Below are 22,275 nucleotides of genomic sequence, written 5' to 3'. Positions count from 1 at the left end.
GGCATGGCCCAGCGCAGGAGAGGGTCGGGCGGGCGGCGGGCGGCGGGCGGCGGGCGGCGGGCGGCGGGCGGGGTGGGGGAGGGGGAGGGGGAGGGGGAGGGCCCCAAGGACCGTTTCGCGCGCTTGTGAACGAAGGGTCAAGCGAGCGTTCGGCCCCCCGCCACCCCTCAGAGTGAGCCGCTATAACACGTCAACATGGCGCCTCGAAATTTGCTCCCGTCGACGCATAGTTGATATAGGAGCGCGGCTCTGACCAGCCGCTTCACAAGTAAATGCGACTGGTTGTGACCATTTGACTTCTTTGTGTTGACAATTCTGGACATGTTCATATTCGGCACGATTCTCATCGTGGCGTAGATCACAAAGATGACGTTGAACTGCGTGTCGCAGATCACAAGCCGACGGGCATAGGATGCGCTCGTTCCAGGCTTTGTGAACTGCCTCACATGAGGTGGATCCCGGGAACCGGAACGCGGGTTCACCTCAGCGTGACCTGCCGGTTCCGATCTGCAGTCAAGGACGACTGGACGGAGGGAGCGGGGGCTATGAATGCCTACGCGCCGATCCTCGTACTCGGTGCCATCGCGGCGGCGTTCGCGGTCGGCTCCGTCGTGATGGCCTCACTCACCGGCCCCAAGCGCTACAACCGGGCCAAGTTGGAGGCGTACGAGTGCGGCATCGAGCCGACCCCGCAGCCCGTGGGCGGCGGTCGGTTCCCGATCAAGTACTACCTGACGGCGATGCTCTTCATCGTCTTCGACATCGAGATCGTCTTTCTCTATCCCTGGGCGGTGACCTTCGACGCCCTGGGGATCTTCGGGTTGGTCGAGATGCTCCTGTTCATCGCCACGGTCTTCGTCGCCTACGCCTACGTGTGGCGCCGCGGCGGCCTGGAGTGGGACTGAGCGCGGGGTGGCCGCCGCCTTTGTGAACGAGCGGACAAGCCCGAACGGGCCGACGTACCACAGGACTTGAGGGCTTCTTGAGGGCATTGAGAGGGATCTGATGGGAATCGAGGAGAAGCTGCCGAGCGGCTTTCTGCTCACGACCGTGGAGACGGCCGCCGGTTGGGTGCGCAAGGCGTCACTCTTCCCGGCCACCTTCGGTCTGGCCTGCTGCGCGATCGAGATGATGACCACCGGCGCAGGCCGCTACGACCTGGCCCGGTTCGGCATGGAGGTGTTCCGGGGCTCCCCCCGGCAGGCCGATCTGATGATCGTGGCGGGTCGGGTGAGCCAGAAGATGGCCCCGGTGCTGCGCCAGGTGTACGACCAGATGGCCAACCCGAAGTGGGTCATCTCGATGGGCGTCTGCGCCTCCTCGGGCGGGATGTTCAACAACTACGCGATCGTGCAGGGCGTCGACCACATCGTCCCGGTGGACATCTACCTGCCCGGTTGCCCGCCCCGCCCGGAGATGCTGATGGACGCCATCCTGAAGCTGCACGACAAGATCCAGCACGAGCCGCTGGGCGCGAACCGGATCCGGGCCGAGGAGCTCGGCGAGGCGCTCGCCCTCAAGGCCACCCCGGTCAGTGAGATGCGGGGGCTGCTGCGATGAACGAGCAGGTACCCGAGACCCGTCGCGAGCACCCGGTCCGCGAGATCCCGGTCGAGGTGGTCGGCCGCCGGCAGGGCATGTTCGGCGCCCTGGGCAGCGGTGACACCTCCGGCTTCGGCGGCCTGGCCGCGCCGATCGTGCTGCCCGGCCCGAGCGAACGGCCGTATGGCGGCTGGTTCGACGAGGTCGCCGACGAGCTGGAGGGCGCCCTGGAGGAGCAGGGCCTGGACCCGGCCGAGGTGATCGAGAAGACCGTCGTCGACCGCGGCGAGCTCACCTTCCACATCGACCGCGCCCACCTGCTCCGGACCGCCCGCACCCTGCGCGACGACCCGGCGCTGCGCTTCGAGCTGTGCCTGGGCGTGAGCGGCGTGCACTACCCCGACGACAAGGGCCGCGAGCTGCACGCGGTCTACCACCTGCGGTCGATCACCCACGGACGGCTGATCCGGGTGGAGGTCACCGCGCCGGACGCCGACCCGCGCATCCCCTCCGTGGTGAGCGTCTACCCGACCAACGACTGGCACGAGCGCGAGGCCTACGACTTCTTCGGCCTGGTCTTCGACGGCCACCCGGCGCTCACCCGGATCATGATGCCGGACGACTGGCTGGGCCACCCGCAGCGCAAGGACTACCCGCTCGGCGGCATCCCCGTCGAGTACAAGGGCGCCCAGATCCCGGCTCCCGACCAGCGGAGGTCGTACAGCTGATGAGTACTCGGCACGACGAAGAGGCTCGGCACGACGAAGGGACTCGTCCCCACGAAGGAGCCGAGCAGGCAGAGGCCCGGGAGACCACCGAGGGCCGGGTCTTCACGGTCACCGGCGGCGACTGGGGCGAGGTGGTCGAGGCGGTCGGCCGGGCCGACGACGAGCGCATCATCGTCAACATGGGCCCCCAGCACCCGTCCACCCACGGCGTGCTGCGGCTGATCCTGGAGATCGACGGCGAGACGGTGAAGGAGGCCCGCTGCGGCATCGGCTACCTCCACACCGGCATCGAGAAGAACATGGAGTTCCGCAACTGGGTCCAGGGCACCACCTTCGTGACCCGGATGGACTACCTGACCCCGCTGTTCAACGAGACCGCGTACTGCCTGGCCGTCGAGAAGCTGCTCGGCATCACCGACGACATCCCGGACCGGGCCACCGTGATCCGGGTGCTGATGATGGAGCTCAACCGGATCGCCTCGCACCTGGTCTGCCTGGCCACCGGTGGCATGGAGATCGGCTCCACCACCCTGATGATCTACGGCTTCCGCGACCGCGAGCTGATCCTGGACGTCTTCGAGCTGGTCACCGGCCTGCGCATGAACCACGCGTACGTGCGCCCCGGCGGCCTCGCCCAGGACCTCCCGCCCGGCGCCGTCGACCAGATCCGCGAGTGCGTGAAGACCCTGCGCTCCCGGATGCACGAGTACGACAAACTCGCCACCGGGAACCCGGTGTTCAAGGCCCGCCTGGTCGACGTCGGCTTCCTCGACCTGCCCGGCTGCCTGGCCCTCGGCGCCACCGGCCCGATCCTGCGCGCCACCGGCCTGCCGCACGACCTGCGCAAGACCGACCCGTACTGCGGCTACCAGGACTACGACTTCGAGGTCGCGATCGCGGACAGCGCCGATTCCTACGGCCGCTTCCTGATCCGCCTGGAGGAGATGCGGCAGTCGCTGGGGATCGTCGAGCAGTGCCTGGACCGGCTGCGGCCGGGCCCGGTGATGGTGGCCGACAAGAAGATCGCCTGGCCCGCCCAACTCGCCGTCGGACCGGACGGGATGGGCAACTCGCTCGACCACATCCGCAAGATCATGGGCACCTCGATGGAGGCCCTGATCCACCACTTCAAGCTGGTCACCGAGGGCTTCCGGGTCCCGGTCGGCCAGGCGTACGCGGCGGTCGAGTCGCCCAAGGGCGAGCTGGGCGTGCACGTGGTCAGCGACGGCGGGACGCGCCCGTACCGGGTCCATTTCCGGGATCCGTCGTTCACCAATCTGCAGTCGATGGCGGCGATGTGCGAGGGCGGCCAGGTCGCCGACGTGATCGTCGCGGTGGCCGGGATCGACCCGGTGATGGGAGGCGTGGACCGGTGACAGACGTTCAGTTGGGGATGCCGGCGCTGCCGGCCACACCGTACCCCGAGGAGGTGCACGCCCGGCTGGCCGCCGACGCCGCGGAGCTGATCGGCCGCTACCCGCAGGCCCGGTCGGCGCTGCTGCCGCTGCTGCACCTGGTGCAGGCCGAGGAGGGCTTCGTCAGCCCGACCGGCATCCGGTTCTGCGCCGAGCAGTTGGACCTCACCACCGCCGAGGTGACCGCCGTCGCCACCTTCTACACCATGTACCGGCGGCGCCCGGCCGGGAAGTACCACGTCGGGGTCTGCACCAACACCCTGTGCGCGGTGCTCGGCGGCGACCAGATCTTCGACGAGCTCCAGCAGCACCTCGGCGTGCGCAACAACGAGACCACCGGGGACGGCGAGATCTCGATCGAGCACATCGAGTGCAACGCGGCCTGCGACTACGCGCCCGTGGTGATGGTCAACTGGGAGTTCTTCGACGACCAGACCCCGGAGAGCGCCAAGCGGCTGGTCGACGACCTGCGCGCGGGCCGGGAGGTCCGGCCGACCCGCGGCGCCCGGCTGTGCACCTTCAAGGAGTCCGCCCGGATCCTGGCGGGCTTCCCCGACGAGCGCCCCGGTGCCAACGACGAGTCCGGCGCGGGTGGCGCGCCCTCGCTGGCGGGCCTGCGCCTGGCCAAGGGCGAGGCGCTGCCCGGCACCGGCGGCACCAAGGTCGTCGCACCCCGCCACGAGGGCATCGGCCACGAGGGCACCGGCTACGAGAGCACCGGCCACGAGGGCACCGGCCACGAAGGGACGGAAGCGTGATGACCGCCGCCGAGCCGGCCGAGAAGCTGCTCACCCCCGTCCTGTCCGCCTCCTGGGACGACGACCGGCCCTGGACGCTGGCCACCTACCGCCGCCACCACGGCTACGACGGCCTCAAGGCGGCCCTGGCGATGCCGCCGGACGACGTGATCGCCCTGGTGAAGGACTCCGGGCTGCGCGGTCGCGGCGGCGCGGGCTTCCCCACCGGGATGAAGTGGCAGTTCATCCCGCAGAACGACGGCAAGCCGCACTACCTGGTGGTCAACGCGGACGAGTCCGAGCCGGGCACCTGCAAGGACATCCCGCTGCTGTTCGCCAACCCGCACGCGCTGATCGAGGGCATGATCATCGCCTCCTACGCGATCCGCTGCGACCACGCGTTCATCTACCTGCGCGGCGAGGTCGTCCCGGTGCTGCGCCGCCTGCACGCGGCCGTCGCCGAGGCGTACCAGGCCGGGCTGCTCGGCCGGGACATCCTCGGCTCGGGCGTCGACCTCGACATCACCGTGCACGCCGGCGCCGGCGCCTACATCTGCGGCGAGGAGACGGCGCTGCTGGACTCGCTGGAGGGCCGCCGCGGCCAGCCCCGGCTGCGGCCGCCGTTCCCGGCGATCGCCGGCCTGTACGCCTGCCCGACGGTGGTCAACAACGTCGAGTCGATCGCCTCGGTGCCGCCGATCCTGGCCCGCGGCAAGGAGTGGTTCAAGGGCCTGGGCACCGAGAAGTCCCCCGGCTTCACGCTGTACTCGCTCTCCGGCCACGTCACCAACCCCGGCCAGTACGAGGCGCCGCTGGGCATCACGCTGCGCCAGCTGCTGGACATGAGCGGCGGCGTCCGCCCCGGGCACCGGCTCAAGTTCTGGACCCCGGGTGGCTCGTCCACCCCGATGTTCACCGACGAGCACCTGGACGTCCCGCTGGACTACGAGGGTGTCGGCGCGGCCGGCTCGATGCTCGGCACCAAGGCGCTGCAGGTCTTCGACGAGACCACCTGCGTGGTGCGGGCGGTCACCCGCTGGACCGAGTTCTACGCCCACGAGTCCTGCGGCAAGTGCACCCCCTGCCGCGAGGGCACCTACTGGCTGGTCCAGTTGCTCAAGCGGATCGAGGCGGGCGCGGGCGTCGAGGGGGACCTGGAGAAGCTCCTCGACATCGCCGACAACATCAACGGCAAGTCCTTCTGCGCACTGGGCGACGGCGCCGCGAGCCCGATCGTCTCCTCCCTCCAGCACTTCCGGGCCGAGTACGAGCAGCACCTGGCCGAGCGCCGCTGCCCGTTCGACCCGGCCGCCTCCACCGTCTGGGCCGACGGTCCCCGCCCCGGCCACCAGTCCGCCACCGAAAGGGAGGTGCACGCGTGACGATCACAGAGCCATCCACCTCCACGGGCGACAAGGCCGCGGTCGAGCTGGTCACGCTCACCATCGACGGCGTCGAAGTGCAGGTCCCCAAGGGGACGTTGGTGATCCGGGCCGCTGAACGGATCGGCACCCAGATCCCGCGCTTCTGCGACCACCCGCTGCTCGACCCGGCCGGCGCCTGCCGGCAGTGCATCGTCGAGATCGAGGGCCAGCGCAAGCCCGTCGCCTCCTGCACCATCCCGGTCGCCGAGGGCATGGTGGTGCGCACCCAGGTGAGTTCGCCGGTGGCCGAGAAGGCGCAGCGCGGCGTGATGGAGCTGCTGCTGATCAACCACCCGCTGGACTGCCCGGTCTGCGACAAGGGCGGCGAGTGCCCGCTGCAGAACCAGGCGATGTCCACGGGTGACGCCGACACCCGCTTCGAGGGGATGAAGCGCACCTACGAGAAGCCGATCCCGCTCAGCACCCAGGTGCTGCTGGACCGGGAGCGCTGCGTGCTGTGCGCGCGCTGCACCCGCTTCTCGCAGCAGATCGCCGGGGACCCGTTCATCGACCTGCTGGAACGCGGCGCGCTCCAGCAGGTCGGCACCGGGGACGACGAGCCGCTCGACTCGTACTTCTCCGGGAACACCATCCAGATCTGCCCGGTGGGCGCCCTGACGTCGGCGGCCTACCGTTTCCGCTCCCGCCCGTTCGACCTGGTCTCCTCGCCGAGCGTGTGCGAGCACTGCTCCGCGGGCTGCGCCCAGCGCACCGACCACCGGCGCGGCAAGGTGCTGCGCCGGCTGGCGGGCGAGGACCCGGCGGTCAACGAGGAGTGGAACTGCGACAAGGGCCGGTTCGCGTTCCGGTACGCCCAGCAGCGGGACCGGATCGCGACCCCGCTGGTGCGGGTGGACGGCGAGCTGGTGCCCGTCTCCTGGCCGGAGGCGTTGGCCCGGGCCGCCGAGGGACTGCGCGGCGTCCGCGCCGGGGTGCTGACCGGTGGCCGGGTGACCGTCGAGGACGCCTACGCGTACGGGAAGTTCGCGCGGGTGGTGCTCGGCACCAACGACGTGGACTTCCGGGCCCGCCCGCACAGCGGCGAGGAGGCGGACTTCCTGGCCGCCGCCGTCGCCGGGCGCGGGGTGGACGTGGACGGCGAGGGCCTCACCTACGAGCAGCTGGAGCAGGCTCCGGCGGTGCTGCTGGCGGGCTTCGAGCCGGAGGAGGAGTCGCCGATCGTCTTCCTGCGGCTGCGCAAGGCGAGCCGCGACCGGGGCCTGAAGGTGTACTCGGTGGCGGCGTTCGCCTCCCGGGGCCTGGCCAAGCTGCGCGGCGCGCTGCTGCCGGCCGCCCCGGGCACGGAGGCGGAGTGGTTCGCCGCGCTGGCCGCCGACGAGCCGCTGAACGACGAGGCCGGGCGGGCCGCCGAGCTGCTGCGCGGCCCGGGCGCGGTGATCCTGGTGGGCGAGCGGCTGGCCGCCGCCCCGGGCGCGCTGACGGCGGTGCTGCGGCTGGCGCACGCGACCGGCGCCCGGCTGGCGTGGGTGCCTCGCCGGGCGGGTGAGCGCGGTGCGGTCGAGGCGGGCCTGCTGCCGGGGCTGCTGCCCGGCGGCCGTCCGGTGGCGGCTCCGGCCGCCCGGGCGGAGGCCGCCGGGGTGTGGGGGGTGGCGGAGCTGCCGTCCGGGCCGGGCCGGGACACCGGCCAGATCCTGACGGCCGCGGCGCACGGTGAGCTGGACGCGCTGCTGGTCGGCGGCGTCGACCCGGACGACCTGCCGGATCCGGCGCTGGCCGACGCGGCGCTGGCGGCGGTGCCGTTCGTGGTGTCGCTGGAGCTGCGGCCCTCCGCGGTGACGGCGCACGCGGACGTGGTGCTGCCGGTGGCGGCGGTGGCGGAGAAGGCCGGTGCTTTCCTGGACTGGGAGGGCCGGCTGCGGATGTTCGAGGCGGCGCTCAAGCCCGATCAGCAGATGGGCCGCCATCTGTACCCGGACCTGCGGGTGCTGACCATGCTGGCGGAGGCGCTGGGCCACCGGTTGGGTCTGCCGGACGTCCGGGCGGCCCGGTTGGAGCTGGACCACTTCACCCCGTGGGCGGGTGACCGGTCCGCGGACCCGGCCGCGCACCCCGGCGTGCTGCCCCGCCCGGCCACCGGCCAGGCGGTGCTGGCGGGTTGGCGCCAGCTGCTGGACAACGGCACGTTGCAGCAGGGCGATCCGCACCTGGCGGGCACCCGGCACCGGGCGGTGGCCCGGGTCTCGCCGGCCACCGCGAAGGAGATCGGCGCGAAGGACACCGGCGCCGAGGCGGGCGGGGAGGGTGGGGCGCTGCGGCTGACCGGCCCGGCCGGCTCGCTGACTCTGCCGCTGGAGGTCACCGACTCGATCCCGGACCGCACGGTCTGGATCCCGCTCAACTCCACGCCGGGCGGCGCCCACCGCGCGCTCGGCACCACCGTCGGCCATCTGGTCACGATCGCCGTGGCCGCCCCCGAGCCGGCCGTCCGGGCCGAGGCCGCGGCGGGCGACGCGGGCAGTGAAGGGGAGGAGCGATGACTCCGCAGCCGTACGAGACGCTCCACTTCTTCGGGCAGGACCCGTGGTGGATGGTGCTGCTGAAGGCGGTGTTCTGCTTCGGCTTCCTGGTCCTGACGGTGCTGATCGCGATCGTCTGGGAGCGCAAGGTGGTGGCCTGGATGCAGCTGCGCATCGGGCCGAACCGGCACGGGCCGTGGGGGATGCTGCAGTCCCTGGCGGACGGCGTGAAGCTCGCGCTCAAGGAAGACCTGGTGGTCAAGGGCGCGGACAAGGTGGTCTACATCCTGGCCCCGATCGTCTGCGCCGTCCCGGCGTTCATGGCCTTCGCGGTGATCCCGTTCGGGCCGGCCGGCAACGAGGTGTCGATCTTCGGCACCCGGACGGCGATGCAGCTGACCGACTTCCCGGTGGCGCTGCTGTACATCCTGGCGACAGCCTCGATCGGCATCTACGGCATCGTGCTGGCCGGCTGGTCGTCCGGTTCGACGTACCCGCTGCTGGGCGGGCTGCGCTCGGCCGCGCAGATGGTCAGCTACGAGATCGCGATGGGCCTGTCCTTCGCGGCGGTGTTCATCTACTCGGGGTCGATGTCGACCTCGGAGATCGTGGCGCACCAGCAGCCGACCTGGTTCGCGGCGCTGCTGCCGGTGTCGTTCATCGTGTACATCATCGCGATGGTGGGTGAGACCAACCGGGCGCCGTTCGACCTCCCGGAGGCCGAGGGCGAGCTGGTCGGCGGTTTCAACACCGAGTACTCATCGCTGAAGTTCGCGATGTTCATGCTGGCCGAGTACGTCAACATGGTGACCGTCTCGGCGGTGGCCTCCACCCTGTTCCTGGGCGGCTGGCGGGCCCCGTGGCCGGTGTCGACCTTCTGGGAGGGCGCCAACCACGGCTGGTGGCCGATGCTGTGGATCACGCTGAAGATCCAGCTGCTGCTGTTCTTCTTCATCTGGCTGCGCGGCACGCTGCCCCGGTTCCGCTACGACCAGTTCATGAAGCTGGGCTGGAAGGTGCTGATTCCGGTCTCGCTGGTGTGGCTGGTGCTGATCGCGAGCGTGCGGGCGCTGCGCAACGAGGGCTACGGCTTCGGCGAGGTGGTGCTGTACGTCGGCGCGCCGGTCGGGGCGATCCTGCTGCTCGCCCTGCTGCGGGACTTCCTGAAGAAGGAACCCGAGCCCGAACCAGCCCTGCCGAAGGGGGAGTTCGACCCGATGGCGGGCGGCTACCCGGTGCCCCCGCTGCCCGGGCAGGAGCTCCCGCCGGTGCCGCGCCGGCGCAGCCGGGCCCCGAAGCAACTCCAGGAAGCCCTCAACGGGGCCGACCATACCGAAGGGAGCTGAACCGAGATGTCGTCCGACCAGACGGAACGGGCCGAACGGCCCGACAAGCCGTCGATCCTCGGCCCGGCCGCCGGCTTCGGCGTGACCTTCAAGGCCATGTTCAAGAAGCGGCTCACCGAGCAGTACCCGGAGCAGAAGAAGCCCACCGCTCCGCGCTTCCACGGCCGCCACCAGCTGAACCGGCACCCGGACGGCCTGGAGAAGTGCATCGGCTGCGAGCTGTGCGCGTGGGCCTGTCCGGCCGACGCCATCTACGTGGAGGGCGCGGACAACCGGGAGGAGGAGCGCTACTCGCCGGGCGAGCGCTACGGCGCGGTCTACCAGATCAACTACGCCCGCTGCATCCTGTGCGGGCTGTGCATCGAGGCCTGTCCGACCCGCGCGCTCACCATGACCAACGAGTACGAGCTGGCCGACTCCTCGCGCCGGGACCTGATCTTCACCAAGGAGCAGCTGCTGGTCGGCCTGTCCGAGGGCATGGTGGACTCCCCGCACTCGATCTTCCCGGGCGCCGACGAGGGCGCGTACTACCGGGGCGAGATCACCGCGGCGGCGCCCGGGACGGTCCAGCAGGAGCGCACCGACCGGGAGCGGGAGGTCCAGCAGTGACCTCCCTCAACCTGGCCGCGACCGGGACGACCTCCGTCGGGGAGGCCGTCCAGTTCTGGGTGCTCGCGGTGCTCGCGGTCGGCGGCGCGCTCGGCATGGTGCTGATGCGCAAGGCCGTGCACAGCGCGCTGTGCCTGGCGGCCACGATGATGGCGCTGGCGGTCTGTTACATGGCGCAGGGCGCGGTGTTCCTGGGCGTGGTGCAGATCGTCGTGTACACCGGCGCGATCATGATGCTGTTCCTGTTCGTGGTGATGCTGGTCGGCGTCACCAGCGAGGACTCCCTGAAGGAGCAGCTGAAGGGCCAGCGGGTCGCCGCGGTGCTGTGCGGGCTGGGCTTCGGCGTGCTGCTGATCGCCGGGATCGCCAACGCGCGGCTGGACCACTTCACCGGCCTGTCCGAGGCGAACGCCGAGGGCAATGTACCGGGCCTGGCCCGGCTGATCTTCACCCGGTACGTGTGGGCGTTCGAGGTCACCGGCGCGCTGCTGATCACCGCGGCGATCGGTGCGATGGTGCTGACCCACCGCGAGCACGTGAAGGCGCCGAAGACGCAGCGCGAGCTGGCCGCCCAGCGGGTCGTGGACAACCTCCAGCTGCCGCCGCTGCCGGCGCCGGGCGTGTACGCGCGGCACAACGCGGTGGACGTTCCGGCGCTGCTGCCGGACGGCACGATCGCCGAGGACTCGGTGATGGCGACGCTGCGCGAGCGCGGCCAGGTCCGGGACGTCAGTCAGGAGATGCTGCGGCGGATGGCCGAGCTGGAGAACACCACGGCGGACTGGCTGGGCCGGCCGTCGTCCGAGCGGCCGGCGGTCGCCGGACCGCGCAAGTCCCTGGAGCCGGTGCCGGCGTCGGTGCCGGCGTCGGTGAACGGCAAGGACGGCAACGGCGGTCCGAACGGTCTGAACGGCAACGGCGGTCTGAATGCCAACGGCGGTCTGAACGCCAAGGACGGCCTTAACGGCAAGGACGGCCTGAACGGCCGCGCCGACGAGGGGGGAGCGGAGTGAACCCGGTCAACTACCTGTACCTCGCGGCCCTGTTGTTCACCATCGGCGCGGCCGGAGTGCTGATCCGGCGCAACGCGATCGTGCTGTTCATGTGCGTGGAGCTGATGCTGAACGCCTCGAACCTCGCCCTGGTGACCTTCTCCCGGCTGCACGGCACCCTGGACGGCCAGATCATCGCGTTCTTCACGATGGTGGTCGCGGCGGCCGAGGTCGTGGTCGGCCTCGCCATCATCGTCTCCATCTTCCGGACCAGGCACTCCGCTTCGGTCGACGACAGCAATCTGATGAAGCTGTAGGCGGAGGGCCTCGGTGAACTCTCTCATTCCGCTGCTGGTGGCGGCCCCGCTGGCCGGCGCCGCCCTGCTCCTGCTCGGCGGCCGCGCGCTGGACCGCTTCGGCCACTGGCTGGCCACCGCCCTCGCGGCGCTCTCGTTCGGTTTCGGCCTGGCGCTGTTCTGGGACATGCTGGGCCGCGAGGCCGAGCACCGGGCCGTCACCCAACACCTGTTCAGCTGGATCCCGGTGAACGGGTTCCAGGCCGATATGTCGTTCCGGCTCGACCAGTTGTCGATGACCTTCGTCCTGCTGATCACCGGCGTCGGCACGCTGATCCACCTGTACTCGGTGGGCTACATGGCGCACGACGAGCGCCGGCGCCGCTTCTTCGCGTACCTGAACCTGTTCCTGGCCGCCATGCTGCTGCTGGTGGTCGCCGACAACTACCTGCTGCTGTACTTCGGTTGGGAGGGCGTGGGCCTCGCCTCGTACCTGCTGATCGGTTTCTGGCAGCACAAGCCGAGCGCGGCGACGGCGGCGAAGAAGGCGTTCATCGTCAACCGGGTCGGTGACCTGGGCCTGTCGATCGCGATCATGCTGATGTTCACCGAGTTCGGCTCCTTCGCCTTCGAGCCGATCCTCGGTTCAGAAGGAGGGGCCGGTGGGGCGGCGCAGGCGAGCGAGGGCAAGCTGACGGCGATCGGCCTGATGCTGCTGCTGGCGGCCTGCGGCAAGTCGGCGCAGGTGCCGCTGCAGTCCTGGCTGGGCGACGCGATGGAGGGCCCGACCCCGGTGTCGGCGCTGATCCACGCGGCCACCATGGTGACCGCCGGCGTCTACCTGATCACCCGCTCGTCGGCGATCTTCGACCTGGCGCCGGACGCGCAGACCGCCGTGGTGGTGGTCGGCGCGGTCACGCTGCTGTTCGGTGCGATCGTCGGTTGCGCGAAGGACGACATCAAGAAGGCGCTGGCCGGGTCGACGATGTCGCAGATCGGCTACATGGTGCTGGCGGCCGGGCTCGGCCCGATCGGCTACGCCTTCGCGATCATGCACCTGGTGACGCACGGCTTCTTCAAGGCCGGGCTGTTCCTCGGCGCCGGGTCGGTCATGCACGGCATGAACGACGAGGTGAACATGCGTCACTACGGCGGCCTGCGCAAGTTCATGCCGGTCACCTTCGTCACCTTCGGCCTCGGCTACCTGGCGATCATCGGCTTCCCCGGTCTGTCCGGCTTCTTCTCCAAGGACAAGATCATCGAGGCGGCCTTCGCCAAGGGCGGCACCGAGGGCTGGATCCTCGGCCTGTGCGCGCTGACCGGCGCCGCCGTCACCGCGTTCTACATGACCCGGGTGATGCTGCTGACCTTCTTCGGCGAGAAGCGCTGGCAGCCGGACGCCGACGGCAACGCCCCGCACCCGCACGAGTCGCCGAAGACCATGACCATCCCGATGGTCCTGCTGGCCTTCGGCTCGGTCTTCGCGGGCGGGCTGTTCGCCTTCAACGACTCGTTCCTGACCTGGCTGGAGCCCGTCACCGGGCACTCCGAGGGCAACTCGCCGCTCGCCCCGCTGGTGGTCACCGTGCTCACCACGGCCTGCATGCTGGCCGGCGTCCTCGTCTCGTACCTGATGTACGGGCGCTCCGCCGTCCCCGTGGTGGCGCCGGTCGGCTCCCCGCTCACCCGGGCCGCCCGCCGCGACCTGCTCCAGGACGACTTCAACCACGCCGTCCTGGTCCGCCCGGGCTCGGCGCTCACCGCGACGCTGGTCTACTTCGACAGCCGTGGCCTGGACGGCTTCGTCAACGGCCTGGCCGCCACCATCGGCGGGGTGTCCAGTCGGCTGCGGCGGATCCAGAACGGCTTCGTCCGCTCGTACGCGCTCTCCATGTTCGGCGGCACGCTGGTGCTGGTCGCCACGACTCTCCTGATGAGGTCCGTCTGATGACTCGCGCAGATTCCACGTGGGGGGTGCGGCCATGAGCGCGTTGTTGACCGCCACCTGTGCCGTCCCGGCGGCCGGCGCGGTGCTGACCGCCGCGCTGCCCGCCGGGTCGACCGAGCGCCGCCGCTCGACCACCAAGGCCGTCGCCCTGGGCGTCTCGGTCGTCACCCTGGTGCTGGCGGCCGTGGTGGCGACCCGCTTCGACCCGCACGGCGACCGCTACCAGCTGACCGAGTCGTACAGCTGGATCCGCTCCTTCGGCATCACCTTCTCGCTCGGCGTGGACGGCATCGGCGCCGTCCTCGCCCTGCTCACCGCCGTCCTGGTGCCGGTGGTGATGCTGGCCTCCTGGCACGACGCCGACCCGGGGCCGGCCGGCCCCGACGGCACCTTCGCCCCCGACACTTTTGAGGGCAGGCGCCGCACCCAGGGCTTCTTCGCCCTGATCCTGGCGGTGGAGGCGATGGTGGTCGTCTCCTTCTACGCCACCGACGTCTTCCTCTTCTACGTGTTCTTCGAAGCCATGCTGATCCCGATGTACTTCCTGATCGGCGGCTTCGGCGACCGGGCCGGCGGCCCCGACGCGGCGCGCCAGCGCTCGTACGCGGCCGTGAAGTTCCTGCTCTACAACCTGCTCGGCGGCCTGGTGATGCTGGCCGCCGTGATCGGCCTGTACGTGATCGCGCAGGACCAGGGCTTCGGCACCTTCGACCTCCAGACCCTCACCTCGGCGATCGCCGACGGCAAGCTGCAGCTGTCCGGCACCGCCGAGAAGGCGCTGTTCCTGGGCTTCTTCTTCGCCTTCGCGGTGAAGGCCCCGCTGTGGCCGCTGCACACCTGGCTGCCGAACGCGATGGGCGAGGCCACCGCCGGCACCGCCGTGCTGATCACCGCCGTGGTGGACAAGGTCGGCACCTTCGCGATGCTGCGTTTCTGCCTCGGGCTGTTCCCGCACGCCTCGAAGACCTTCGCCCCGGCGATCCTGGTCCTGTCGGTGATCGGGATCATCTACGGCGCGCTGCTGGCGGTCGGCCAGAAGGACATCAAGCGGCTGGTCGCCTACGCGTCGATCTCGCACTTCGGCTTCATCATCATGGGCATCTTCGCGCTGACCAGCCAGGGCCAGAGCGGCGCCACCCTCTACATGGTCAACCACGGCATCTCCACCGCCGCGTGGATGCTGGTGGCGGGCTTCCTGATCTCCCGTCGCGGTTCGCGGCTGATCGCCGACTACGGCGGGGTGCAGAAGGTCGCGCCGGTGCTCGCCGGGACGTTCCTGGTCGGCGGTCTGGCGACCCTGTCGCTGCCCGGGCTGGCCCCGTTCGTCAGCGAGTTCCTGGTGCTGGTGGGCACGTTCACCCGCTATCCGGCGATCGGCATCGTGGCGACCTTCGGCATCGTGCTGGCCGCGCTGTACGCCCTGCTGCTGTACCAGCGCACCATGACCGGCCCGGTGAAGGCCGGCGTCGGCGGGATGCCCGACCTCAAGGTCCGCGAACTGGCCGTGGTCGCCCCGCTGGTGGCGCTGACCATCCTGCTCGGCGTCTACCCCAAGCCGCTCACCGACCTGGTCAACCCCTCGGTGAACGCGACGCTCTCGCAGGTCCACGAGACCGACCCGGCGCCGGCCCACCCGGTCGCCGCCACCTCAGGAGGTGAGCAGAAGTGAGCACCACCGGCATGCTCGCCGCCGCCGGCGGCAACACCGCCAGCATCCCGGCGCCGCACCTGGAGTACGGCCAGCTCTCCCCGATGCTGGTGGTGTTCGGCGCCGCCGTGGCCGGCATCCTGGTGGAGGCCTTCGTGCCCCGCCGGTACCGGCACTGGACGCAGGTGTCGCTCGCCCTGGCCGGGCTGATCGGCTCCTTCGTCGCCGTGGTGGTGCTGGCCTCCCAGGGCTTCGGCTCCACCCGGGTCGACCTGCTGGCCATGGAGTCGGTCGCGCTGGACGGCCCGGCGCTGTTCCTGCAAGGCGTGATCCTGCTGGTCGCCGTCGTCGCGGTGCTCACCTACGCCGAACGGAAGCTGGAGCCCACGGCGGGCGGCCTGCCCGCCGACGCCTTCGCGGCCCAGGCCGCCGCCACCCCCGGCGGCGAGCAGGAGCGGGCCGCGGTCCGGGCCGGCTTCGCCACCAGCGAGGTCTTCCCGCTCACCATGTTCGCGGTCGGCGGGATGCTGCTGTTCCCCGCGGCCAACGACCTGCTGACGATGTTCGTGGCGCTGGAGGTCTTCTCCCTCCCGCTGTACCTGCTCTGCGCGCTGGCCCGGCGCCGCCGGCTGCTCTCCCAGGAGGCGGCCGTCAAGTACTTCCTGCTGGGTGCCTTCGCCTCGGCGTTCTTCCTGTTCGGCACCGCGCTGCTGTACGGCTACGCGGGCAGCGTGAAGCTCGGCGACATCTCGGACGTGATTTCCGGCAAGGCGATGACCACCCCGGCGCAGCTGAGCAGCACCCAGAGTGACGCGCTGCTGCTGATCGGCCTGGCGATGCTCGCGGTCGGCCTGCTGTTCAAGGTCGGCGCGGTGCCGTTCCACTCCTGGACCCCGGACGTGTACCAGGGCGCGCCGACCCCGGTGACCGGTTTCATGGCGGCGGCGACGAAGGTCGCGGCCTTCGGGGCGTTCCTGCGGCTGTTCTACGTGGCCTTCCCGGGCCTGCGGCTGGACTGGCGGCCGGTGCTGTGGGGGGTGGCGATCCTCACCATGGTGGTGGGCGCGGTGCTGGCGGTCACCCAGCAGGACGTCAAGCGGCTGTTGGCGTACTCCTCGATCGCGCACGCCGGGTTCATCCTCACGGGCGTGATCGCCACCAACAAGCAGGGCCTGTCCTCGGTGCTGTTCTACCTGCTGTCGTACTCCTTCGTGACGCTCGGCGCGTTCGCCGTGGTCACCCTGGTGCGCGACTCCAAGGGCGAGGCGACCCACCTGTCCAGCTGGGCCGGGCTGGGCCGGCGCTCGCCGCTGGTGGCGGCGGTGTTCGCGCTGTTCCTGCTGGCCTTCGCCGGGATCCCGCTGACCTCCGGGTTCACCGGGAAGTTCGCGGTGTTCCAGGCGGCGGCGGCCGGCGGGGCGACGCCGCTGGTGATCGTGGGTGTGCTGAGCTCGGCGGTGGCCGCGTTCTTCTACATCCGGGTCATCGTGCTGATGTTCTTCTCCGACCCGAAGCCGGGCGGCCCGACGGTGGCGATCCCGAGCGCCTTCACGGCGACCGCGATCGGGGTGGGGGTGCTGGTCACGCTGGGTCTCGGCCTGCTGCCGCAGTACTTCCTGGACCTGGCGTCGAAGGCCGCGCTGTTCGTCCGCTGACCGTCGCCGGGGCGGCGCCGCCGCCCCGGGCCCGTCCGGGCCGCGCCCTCGGCGCGCGGTCCGGACGCGCGTTTGCCGCCGGCCCGCCGGCACAGGGGCTCCGGCCCGTGTTTTCCAGCTGAATTCGCCCCCACCGCAGTACTGCCCCCACAGCCGCCCTGACCAGGGCATCCGGCCCGATCATGACAGGATCCGCACGCCCGTGCAGTGATCCACTCGTGACCGGATACCCTGCCTGTATGGCCAGCGGCGGCACTCAGGGACCAGGCCGCTAGATCGACCAGGGACAGAGGAGTGGTCTTCGTGACCGTCGTGGGACCCTTCGGGCTCAGCGTGCAGGACCGCGACCTGACCCGGGACGTTCAGGCCGGACTGGACGCGGTGGAGACGGCTCTCGCCGAGGCCGTCAAGAGCGACGTCCCGTTCATCACCATCACCGCCAGTCACCTCATCGAGGCCGGCGGCAAGCGCTTCCGCCCGCTGCTGCTGCTGCTGGCGGCGCAGTTCGGCGACCCGGGGGCGCCCGGGGTGGTGCCGGCCGCCGTCGTCGTCGAGCTCACCCACCTGGCGACCCTGTACCACGACGACGTCATGGACGAGGCCCCGGTGCGCCGCGGCGCCCCCAGCGCCAACTCCCGCTGGGACAACTCGGTGGCCATCCTCACCGGCGACTTCCTGTTCTCCCGCGCCTCCCAGGTGCTCGCCGACCTCGGCCCCGAGGCGGTGCGGATGCAGGCCGACGCCTTCGAGCGGCTGGTCACCGGCCAGATCCTGGAGACCCGCGGCCCCGGCCCGGACGGCGACCCGCTGCTGCACTACCTCGACGTGCTGGCCGGCAAGACCGGTTCGCTGATCGCGGTCTCCTGCCGGATAGGAGCGCTGATGGCCGGCGCCGAGCCGTGGATGGTGGACACCCTCAGCGAGTTCGGCGAGCGGATCGGCATCGCCTTCCAGCTGGCCGACGACGTGCTGGACATCGCCAGCGACGGCCAGGAGTCCGGCAAGACCCCCGGCACCGACCTGCGCGAGGGCGTGCCGACCCTGCCGACCCTGCTGCTGGAGCAGATGCCGGCCGACCCCGCCGACCCGGCCGACACCCGGCTGCGCGAACTGCTCACCCTGGACCTCGCCGACGACGAACTGCACGCCGAGGCGCTGCGGCTGCTGCGCCGCCACCCCGCGCTGGAGCGCGCCCGCCGGGAGACGCTGCGCCAGGCCGAGGACGCCCGGGCGCTGCTCGCCCCGCTGCCGGACTGCGCGGCGAAGGCGGCCCTGGAGGGGCTCTGCGACGCGGTGGCGATCCGGACCATGTGACCGGGGCGCGGCGGGCGGTGGCCCCCGGACGGCGGATCCGCGGACGGCGGGTCGGGTGTTTGCCCGGATGGGGGAGACTGGCCTCTGTCAGCTCAGCCCTGCCGGGAAGGTCACCATGCGCCGTGTCGTCATAGCCGAGGACTCCGTACTGCTGCGGGAGGGCCTGACCCGGCTGCTCACCGACCGGGGCCTGGAGGTCGTGGCGGGTGTCGGGGACGGCGCCGCGCTGGTGAAGACCATCCACGACCTGGCCGCGGCCGGGCAGCTGCCGGACGTCGTGGTCTCCGACGTGCGGATGCCGCCGAGCCACACCGACGAGGGCCTGCGCGCCTGCGTCGAGCTGCGCGGCCGCTACCCGGAGCTGAACGTGCTGGTGCTGTCGCAGTTCGTGGAGGAGCGGTACGCCTCCGAGCTGCTGGCGGGTTCGACCCGGGGTGTCGGCTACCTGCTGAAGGACCGGGTCGCGGAGGTGCGCGAGTTCGCGGACGCGGTGGTCCGGGTCGCCGACGGCGGCACCGCGCTGGACCCGGAGGTGGTGCAGCAACTCCTCAGCCGCAGCCGCAAGGGCGATGTGCTGGCCAACCTCACCCCGCGCGAGCGGGAGGTGCTCGGGCTGATGGCGGAGGGCCGCACCAACAGCGCGGTGGCCAAGCAGCTGGTGGTCTCGGACGGCGCGGTGGAGAAGCACGTCAGCAACATCTTCCTGAAGCTGGGCCTGGCGCAGAGCCCGGAGGACCACCGCCGGGTGCTGGCGGTGCTCACCTACCTCAACTCGTAGCCGGCCGGGCGGCCGGGCAGCTCGGGGGCAGTTCGGGGCAGGGGAAGGGGCCGGGGGAGCGGCCGTCGGACGCGGAATGATCTCCGGCGGTCGGACGTTGTACCCCGTGTGCGGTTCGGGCGCGGGCCGGTGTTTTCCCGCCGCACGTGGGAGTTCCGTCCGGGATCAAGTGCCCGCGCATAGGATGCGGGAGGTGCACCAAGCGGACGGGGCACGGGGCCGCGCCCGCGGTGGTGTGCCCTCGAGGAGGTCCGCGGCAGTGACCAGTCAGGTCGATCAGTCAGAGGCAGTGGACGGCTCGGACGGCGACGGTGGTCGTTCCGGCAGTGGTGACGGACGCCCCGGTGCGGCCGTGCCCGCCGATCCAACGGCCCCGGGAGGTTCGCCGCCGAGGAACAGCAAGCCGATTCGCCGACTCGACCGGGTGATCATCCGTTTCGCCGGCGACTCGGGTGACGGCATGCAGCTCACCGGTGACCGGTTCACCTCGGAGACGGCGTCGTTCGGCAACGACCTCTCCACGCTGCCGAACTTCCCGGCCGAGATCCGGGCGCCCGCCGGGACGCTGCCGGGTGTGTCGAGCTTCCAACTGCACTTCGCGGACCACGACATCCTCACCCCGGGGGACGCGCCGAACGTGCTGGTGGCGATGAACCCGGCGGCGCTGAAGGCGAACCTGGAGGACCTGCCGCGCGGCGCGCAGATCATCGTCAACACGGACGAGTTCACCAAGCGCGCGCTGGCGAAGGTCGGTTACGCGGCGGATCCGCTGGCCGACGGCTCGCTGGAGGGCTACCACCTGCACAAGGTGCCGCTGACGACGCTGACCCTGGAGGCGTTGAAGGACAGCGGGCTGGCGCGCAAGGACGCCGAGCGGGCCAAGAACATGTTCGCGCTGGGGATGCTGTCCTGGATGTACCACCGCCCCACCCACGGGACGGAGACCTTCCTGCGCAGCAAGTTCGCGAAGAAGCCGCAGATCGCCGAGGCGAACATCAGCGCGTTCAAGGCGGGTTGGAACTTCGGCGAGACCACGGAGACCTTCGCGGTCTCCTACGAGGTGCCGCCGGCCAAGCTCCCGGCCGGGCGCTACCGCAACATCTCGGGGAACCTGGCGCTCTCCTACGGCCTGATCGCCGCCGCGCAGCGCTCCGGGCTGCCGCTGTACCTGGGCTCGTACCCGATCACGCCGGCCTCGGACATCCTGCACGAGCTGAGCCGGCACAAGAACTTCGGGGTCCGCACCTTCCAGGCCGAGGACGAGATCGCCGGGATCGGCGCCGCGCTCGGCGCGTCCTTCGGCGGCGCGCTCGGCGTGACGACGACCTCGGGCCCCGGGGTGGCGCTGAAGAGCGAGACGATCGGCCTGGCGGTGTCGCTGGAACTGCCGCTGCTGGTCGTGGACATCCAGCGCGGCGGCCCCTCCACCGGCCTGCCGACCAAGACGGAGCAGGCGGACCTGCTGCAGGCGATGTTCGGGCGCAACGGCGAGGCGCCGGTGCCGATCGTCGCCCCGGCGACGCCGGCCGAGTGCTTCGACGCGGCGCTGGAGGCGGCGCGGATCGCGGTGACGTACCGGACGCCGGTGTTCCTGCTCTCGGACGGCTACCTGGCGAACGGCTCGGAGCCGTGGCGGATCCCGGAGGTGGACGAACTCCCGCTGATCAGCCCGGACTTCGCGACCGGTCCGAACCGCGAGGACGGCTCGTTCTGGCCCTACCTGCGGGATCCGAAGACCCTGGCCAGGCCGTGGGCGCTGCCCGGCACGCCGGGGCTGGAGCACCGGATCGGCGGGATCGAGAAGCAGGACGGGACGGGGAACATCTCCTACGACCCGGCGAACCACGACTTCATGGTCCGCACCCGGCAGGCGAAGATCGACGGGATCGCCGTCCCCGACGTGGAGGTCGACGACCCGAGCGGCGAGGCGCGGGTGCTGGTGCTCGGCTGGGGTTCGACGTACGGGCCGATCACCGCGGCCGTGCGGCGGGTGCGGGCGGACGGCGGGGAGGTCGCCCAGGCGCACCTGCGCCACCTGAACCCCTTCCCGGCCAACCTGGGTGCGGTGCTCAGGAGTTACGAGAAGGTCGTCGTGCCGGAGATGAACCTCGGCCAGCTCGCGCTGCTGTTGCGGGCGAAGTACCTGGTGGACGCGGAGTCCTACAACCAGGTGCGTGGACTGCCGTTCAAGGCGGCACAGTTGGCGGACGTGCTGTCGGCGGCGATCGGCACCCTGGACGAGGAGGACCACCGATGAGCGAGAACGGCTTCCCCTCCCTGCGCCTGGTGCCCAAGGCCGAAGAGCCGCAGAGCGCACGGGACTTCAAGACCGACCAGGAGGTGCGCTGGTGCCCCGGCTGCGGGGACTACGCCGTCCTGGCGGCGGTGCAGGGCTTCATGCCGGAGCTCGGCATCAAGCGCGAGAACACCGTGTTCGTCTCCGGGATCGGCTGTTCCTCGCGCTTCCCGTACTACATGAACACCTACGGGGTGCACTCGATCCACGGGCGCGCGCCGGCGATCGCGACCGGGCTGGCGTCCGCGCGGCAGGACCTGAGCGTGTGGGTGGTGACCGGGGACGGTGACGCGCTGTCCATCGGCGGCAACCACCTGATCCACGCGTTGCGGCGCAACGTCAATCTGAAGATCCTGCTGTTCAACAACCGGATCTACGGCCTGACCAAGGGCCAGTACTCGCCGACCAGCGAGCTGGGCAAGATCACCAAGTCGACGCCGATGGGCTCGCTGGACGCGCCGTTCAACCCGCTCTCGCTGGCGATCGGCGCCGAGGCCTCCTTCGTCGCCCGGACGATCGACTCGGACCGCCAGCACCTGCAGTCGGTGCTGCGGGCGGCGGCCGCGCACGAGGGCACCGCGCTGGTGGAGATCTACCAGAACTGCAACATCTTCAACGACGGCGCGTTCGAGGCCTTGAAGCAGCCCGGCACCCGGGACGAGGCGCTGATCCGGCTGGAGCACGGGCAGCCGATCCGCTTCGGCGCGGACCTGGCCGGCGGCGTGTTCCGCGGCCCGGACGGCGAGCTGTTCACCGCCCCGGTGACGGCGGACAACGAGGCGCGGGTGCTGGTCCACGACGCGCACGCGGCCAACCCGACGGCGGCCTTCGCGCTGTCCCGGATCGCCGACGCCGACACCCTGCACCACACCCCGATCGGTGTCCTGCGCGATGTGCGGCGGCCTGTCTACGACGAGCTGATGGCGGGCCAGTTGGCGGCCGCGCAGGCCGATCGCGGGCCGGGCGACCTGGCCGCGCTGCTGGCGGGCGGCGACACCTGGACGGTGGACTGACCGGTCCGGTCCGGTCCGGCCTGGTCCGGTCACCGCGGCGCCCCCTCGGCCATCGGC

The 22,275-nt window shown here is 71.0% G+C and carries 18 protein-coding genes; all 18 read left to right on the top strand.

What is annotated here, in order from left to right; translation table 11 throughout:
• Positions 1–545 precede the first annotated feature (545 nt).
• Positions 546–905: an NADH-quinone oxidoreductase subunit A gene (locus ACFV61_RS21990; protein WP_030060100.1), complete on the top strand. Its 360-nt coding sequence runs from the start codon at positions 546–548 to the stop codon at positions 903–905.
• A 100-nt stretch (positions 906–1,005) separates the two neighbouring features.
• On the top strand, positions 1,006–1,560 hold the full coding sequence (locus ACFV61_RS21985; protein ID WP_063348147.1) for an NADH-quinone oxidoreductase subunit B family protein: 555 nt from the start codon (positions 1,006–1,008) through the stop codon (positions 1,558–1,560).
• Positions 1,557–2,270: an NADH-quinone oxidoreductase subunit C gene (locus ACFV61_RS21980; RefSeq protein WP_063348146.1), complete on the top strand. Its 714-nt coding sequence runs from the start codon at positions 1,557–1,559 to the stop codon at positions 2,268–2,270. Before ACFV61_RS21985 ends, ACFV61_RS21980 begins: the two co-directional genes overlap by 4 nt.
• Positions 2,270–3,646 (top strand): NADH-quinone oxidoreductase subunit D, encoded by a 1,377-nt coding sequence (locus ACFV61_RS21975; RefSeq protein ID WP_063348145.1) that lies wholly within the window; start codon positions 2,270–2,272, stop codon positions 3,644–3,646. Before ACFV61_RS21980 ends, ACFV61_RS21975 begins: the two co-directional genes overlap by 1 nt.
• Positions 3,643–4,443, top strand: coding sequence for an NADH-quinone oxidoreductase subunit NuoE (nuoE, locus tag ACFV61_RS21970; protein ID WP_380493464.1), 801 nt, complete (start codon positions 3,643–3,645; stop codon positions 4,441–4,443). Before ACFV61_RS21975 ends, nuoE begins: the two co-directional genes overlap by 4 nt.
• Positions 4,443–5,804, top strand: a complete 1,362-nt coding sequence (nuoF, locus tag ACFV61_RS21965; RefSeq protein ID WP_363371709.1) for an NADH-quinone oxidoreductase subunit NuoF — start codon at positions 4,443–4,445, stop codon at positions 5,802–5,804. The genes nuoE and nuoF overlap by 1 nt, the downstream gene beginning before the upstream one ends.
• A complete protein-coding gene (locus ACFV61_RS21960; RefSeq protein ID WP_380493462.1) occupies positions 5,801–8,344 on the top strand; it encodes an NADH-quinone oxidoreductase subunit G in 2,544 nt (847 codons plus the stop codon). Before nuoF ends, ACFV61_RS21960 begins: the two co-directional genes overlap by 4 nt.
• Positions 8,341–9,669, top strand: coding sequence for an NADH-quinone oxidoreductase subunit NuoH (nuoH, locus tag ACFV61_RS21955; RefSeq protein ID WP_380493460.1), 1,329 nt, complete (start codon positions 8,341–8,343; stop codon positions 9,667–9,669). Before ACFV61_RS21960 ends, nuoH begins: the two co-directional genes overlap by 4 nt.
• Positions 9,670–9,675: 6 nt before the next feature.
• Complete coding sequence (nuoI, locus tag ACFV61_RS21950; RefSeq protein WP_363371702.1) at positions 9,676–10,278, top strand: NADH-quinone oxidoreductase subunit NuoI; 603 nt, start codon at positions 9,676–9,678, stop codon at positions 10,276–10,278.
• Entirely contained in the window at positions 10,275–11,291 is a 1,017-nt protein-coding gene (locus ACFV61_RS21945) for an NADH-quinone oxidoreductase subunit J (RefSeq protein ID WP_380484304.1), read from the top strand. The genes nuoI and ACFV61_RS21945 overlap by 4 nt, the downstream gene beginning before the upstream one ends.
• Positions 11,288–11,587 carry an NADH-quinone oxidoreductase subunit NuoK gene (gene nuoK, locus ACFV61_RS21940; protein WP_030060110.1) on the top strand — a complete coding sequence of 100 codons (300 nt, stop codon included), beginning with the start codon at positions 11,288–11,290 and terminating at the stop codon, positions 11,585–11,587. The genes ACFV61_RS21945 and nuoK overlap by 4 nt, the downstream gene beginning before the upstream one ends.
• Positions 11,588–11,600: 13 nt before the next feature.
• Entirely contained in the window at positions 11,601–13,514 is a 1,914-nt protein-coding gene (gene nuoL / locus ACFV61_RS21935) for an NADH-quinone oxidoreductase subunit L (RefSeq protein WP_380493458.1), read from the top strand.
• 34 nt (positions 13,515–13,548) lie between these two features.
• The gene (locus ACFV61_RS21930) at positions 13,549–15,183 is read left to right on the top strand and encodes an NADH-quinone oxidoreductase subunit M (RefSeq protein ID WP_063348139.1); all 1,635 of its coding nucleotides are present in this window, start codon (positions 13,549–13,551) and stop codon (positions 15,181–15,183) included.
• 11 nt (positions 15,184–15,194) lie between these two features.
• Positions 15,195–16,817: an NADH-quinone oxidoreductase subunit NuoN gene (gene nuoN, locus ACFV61_RS21925; RefSeq protein WP_380373301.1), complete on the top strand. Its 1,623-nt coding sequence runs from the start codon at positions 15,195–15,197 to the stop codon at positions 16,815–16,817.
• Between the two features lie 303 nt (positions 16,818–17,120).
• Positions 17,121–18,131 carry a polyprenyl synthetase family protein gene (locus ACFV61_RS21920; protein ID WP_363585063.1) on the top strand — a complete coding sequence of 337 codons (1,011 nt, stop codon included), beginning with the start codon at positions 17,121–17,123 and terminating at the stop codon, positions 18,129–18,131.
• Between the two features lie 115 nt (positions 18,132–18,246).
• Entirely contained in the window at positions 18,247–18,909 is a 663-nt protein-coding gene (locus tag ACFV61_RS21915; protein WP_063348138.1) for a response regulator transcription factor, read from the top strand.
• Between the two features lie 259 nt (positions 18,910–19,168).
• Positions 19,169–21,166 (top strand): 2-oxoacid:acceptor oxidoreductase subunit alpha, encoded by a 1,998-nt coding sequence (locus ACFV61_RS21910; protein ID WP_380493456.1) that lies wholly within the window; start codon positions 19,169–19,171, stop codon positions 21,164–21,166.
• Entirely contained in the window at positions 21,163–22,218 is a 1,056-nt protein-coding gene (locus ACFV61_RS21905; protein WP_063348136.1) for a 2-oxoacid:ferredoxin oxidoreductase subunit beta, read from the top strand. The genes ACFV61_RS21910 and ACFV61_RS21905 overlap by 4 nt, the downstream gene beginning before the upstream one ends.
• The last annotated feature ends 57 nt before the right edge of the window (positions 22,219–22,275 follow it).

The organism is Kitasatospora sp. NPDC059817 (assembly GCF_042731835.1).
Taxonomy (GTDB): domain Bacteria; phylum Actinomycetota; class Actinomycetes; order Streptomycetales; family Streptomycetaceae; genus Kitasatospora.
The sequence above is the reverse complement of the archived record's forward strand: the minus strand, read 5'-3'. Positions and strand labels throughout refer to the sequence as shown.

Bases quoted from the DNA above. Each gene is read 5' to 3' on its own strand.
- nuoN (WP_380373301.1), top strand. From the start codon at position 15,195: ATGCTCGCCGCCGCCGGCGGCAACACCGCCAGCATCCCGGCGCCGCAC.
- nuoF (WP_363371709.1), top strand. From the start codon at position 4,443: ATGACCGCCGCCGAGCCGGCCGAGAAGCTGCTCACCCCCGTCCTGTCC.
- nuoH (WP_380493460.1), top strand. From the start codon at position 8,341: ATGACTCCGCAGCCGTACGAGACGCTCCACTTCTTCGGGCAGGACCCG.
- ACFV61_RS21990 (WP_030060100.1), top strand. From the start codon at position 546: ATGAATGCCTACGCGCCGATCCTCGTACTCGGTGCCATCGCGGCGGCG.
- ACFV61_RS21985 (WP_063348147.1), top strand. From the start codon at position 1,006: ATGGGAATCGAGGAGAAGCTGCCGAGCGGCTTTCTGCTCACGACCGTG.
- ACFV61_RS21915 (WP_063348138.1), top strand. From the start codon at position 18,247: ATGCGCCGTGTCGTCATAGCCGAGGACTCCGTACTGCTGCGGGAGGGC.
- ACFV61_RS21980 (WP_063348146.1), top strand. From the start codon at position 1,557: ATGAACGAGCAGGTACCCGAGACCCGTCGCGAGCACCCGGTCCGCGAG.
- ACFV61_RS21930 (WP_063348139.1), top strand. From the start codon at position 13,549: ATGAGCGCGTTGTTGACCGCCACCTGTGCCGTCCCGGCGGCCGGCGCG.
- ACFV61_RS21905 (WP_063348136.1), top strand. From the start codon at position 21,163: ATGAGCGAGAACGGCTTCCCCTCCCTGCGCCTGGTGCCCAAGGCCGAA.
- ACFV61_RS21975 (WP_063348145.1), top strand. From the start codon at position 2,270: ATGAGTACTCGGCACGACGAAGAGGCTCGGCACGACGAAGGGACTCGT.
- nuoI (WP_363371702.1), top strand. From the start codon at position 9,676: ATGTCGTCCGACCAGACGGAACGGGCCGAACGGCCCGACAAGCCGTCG.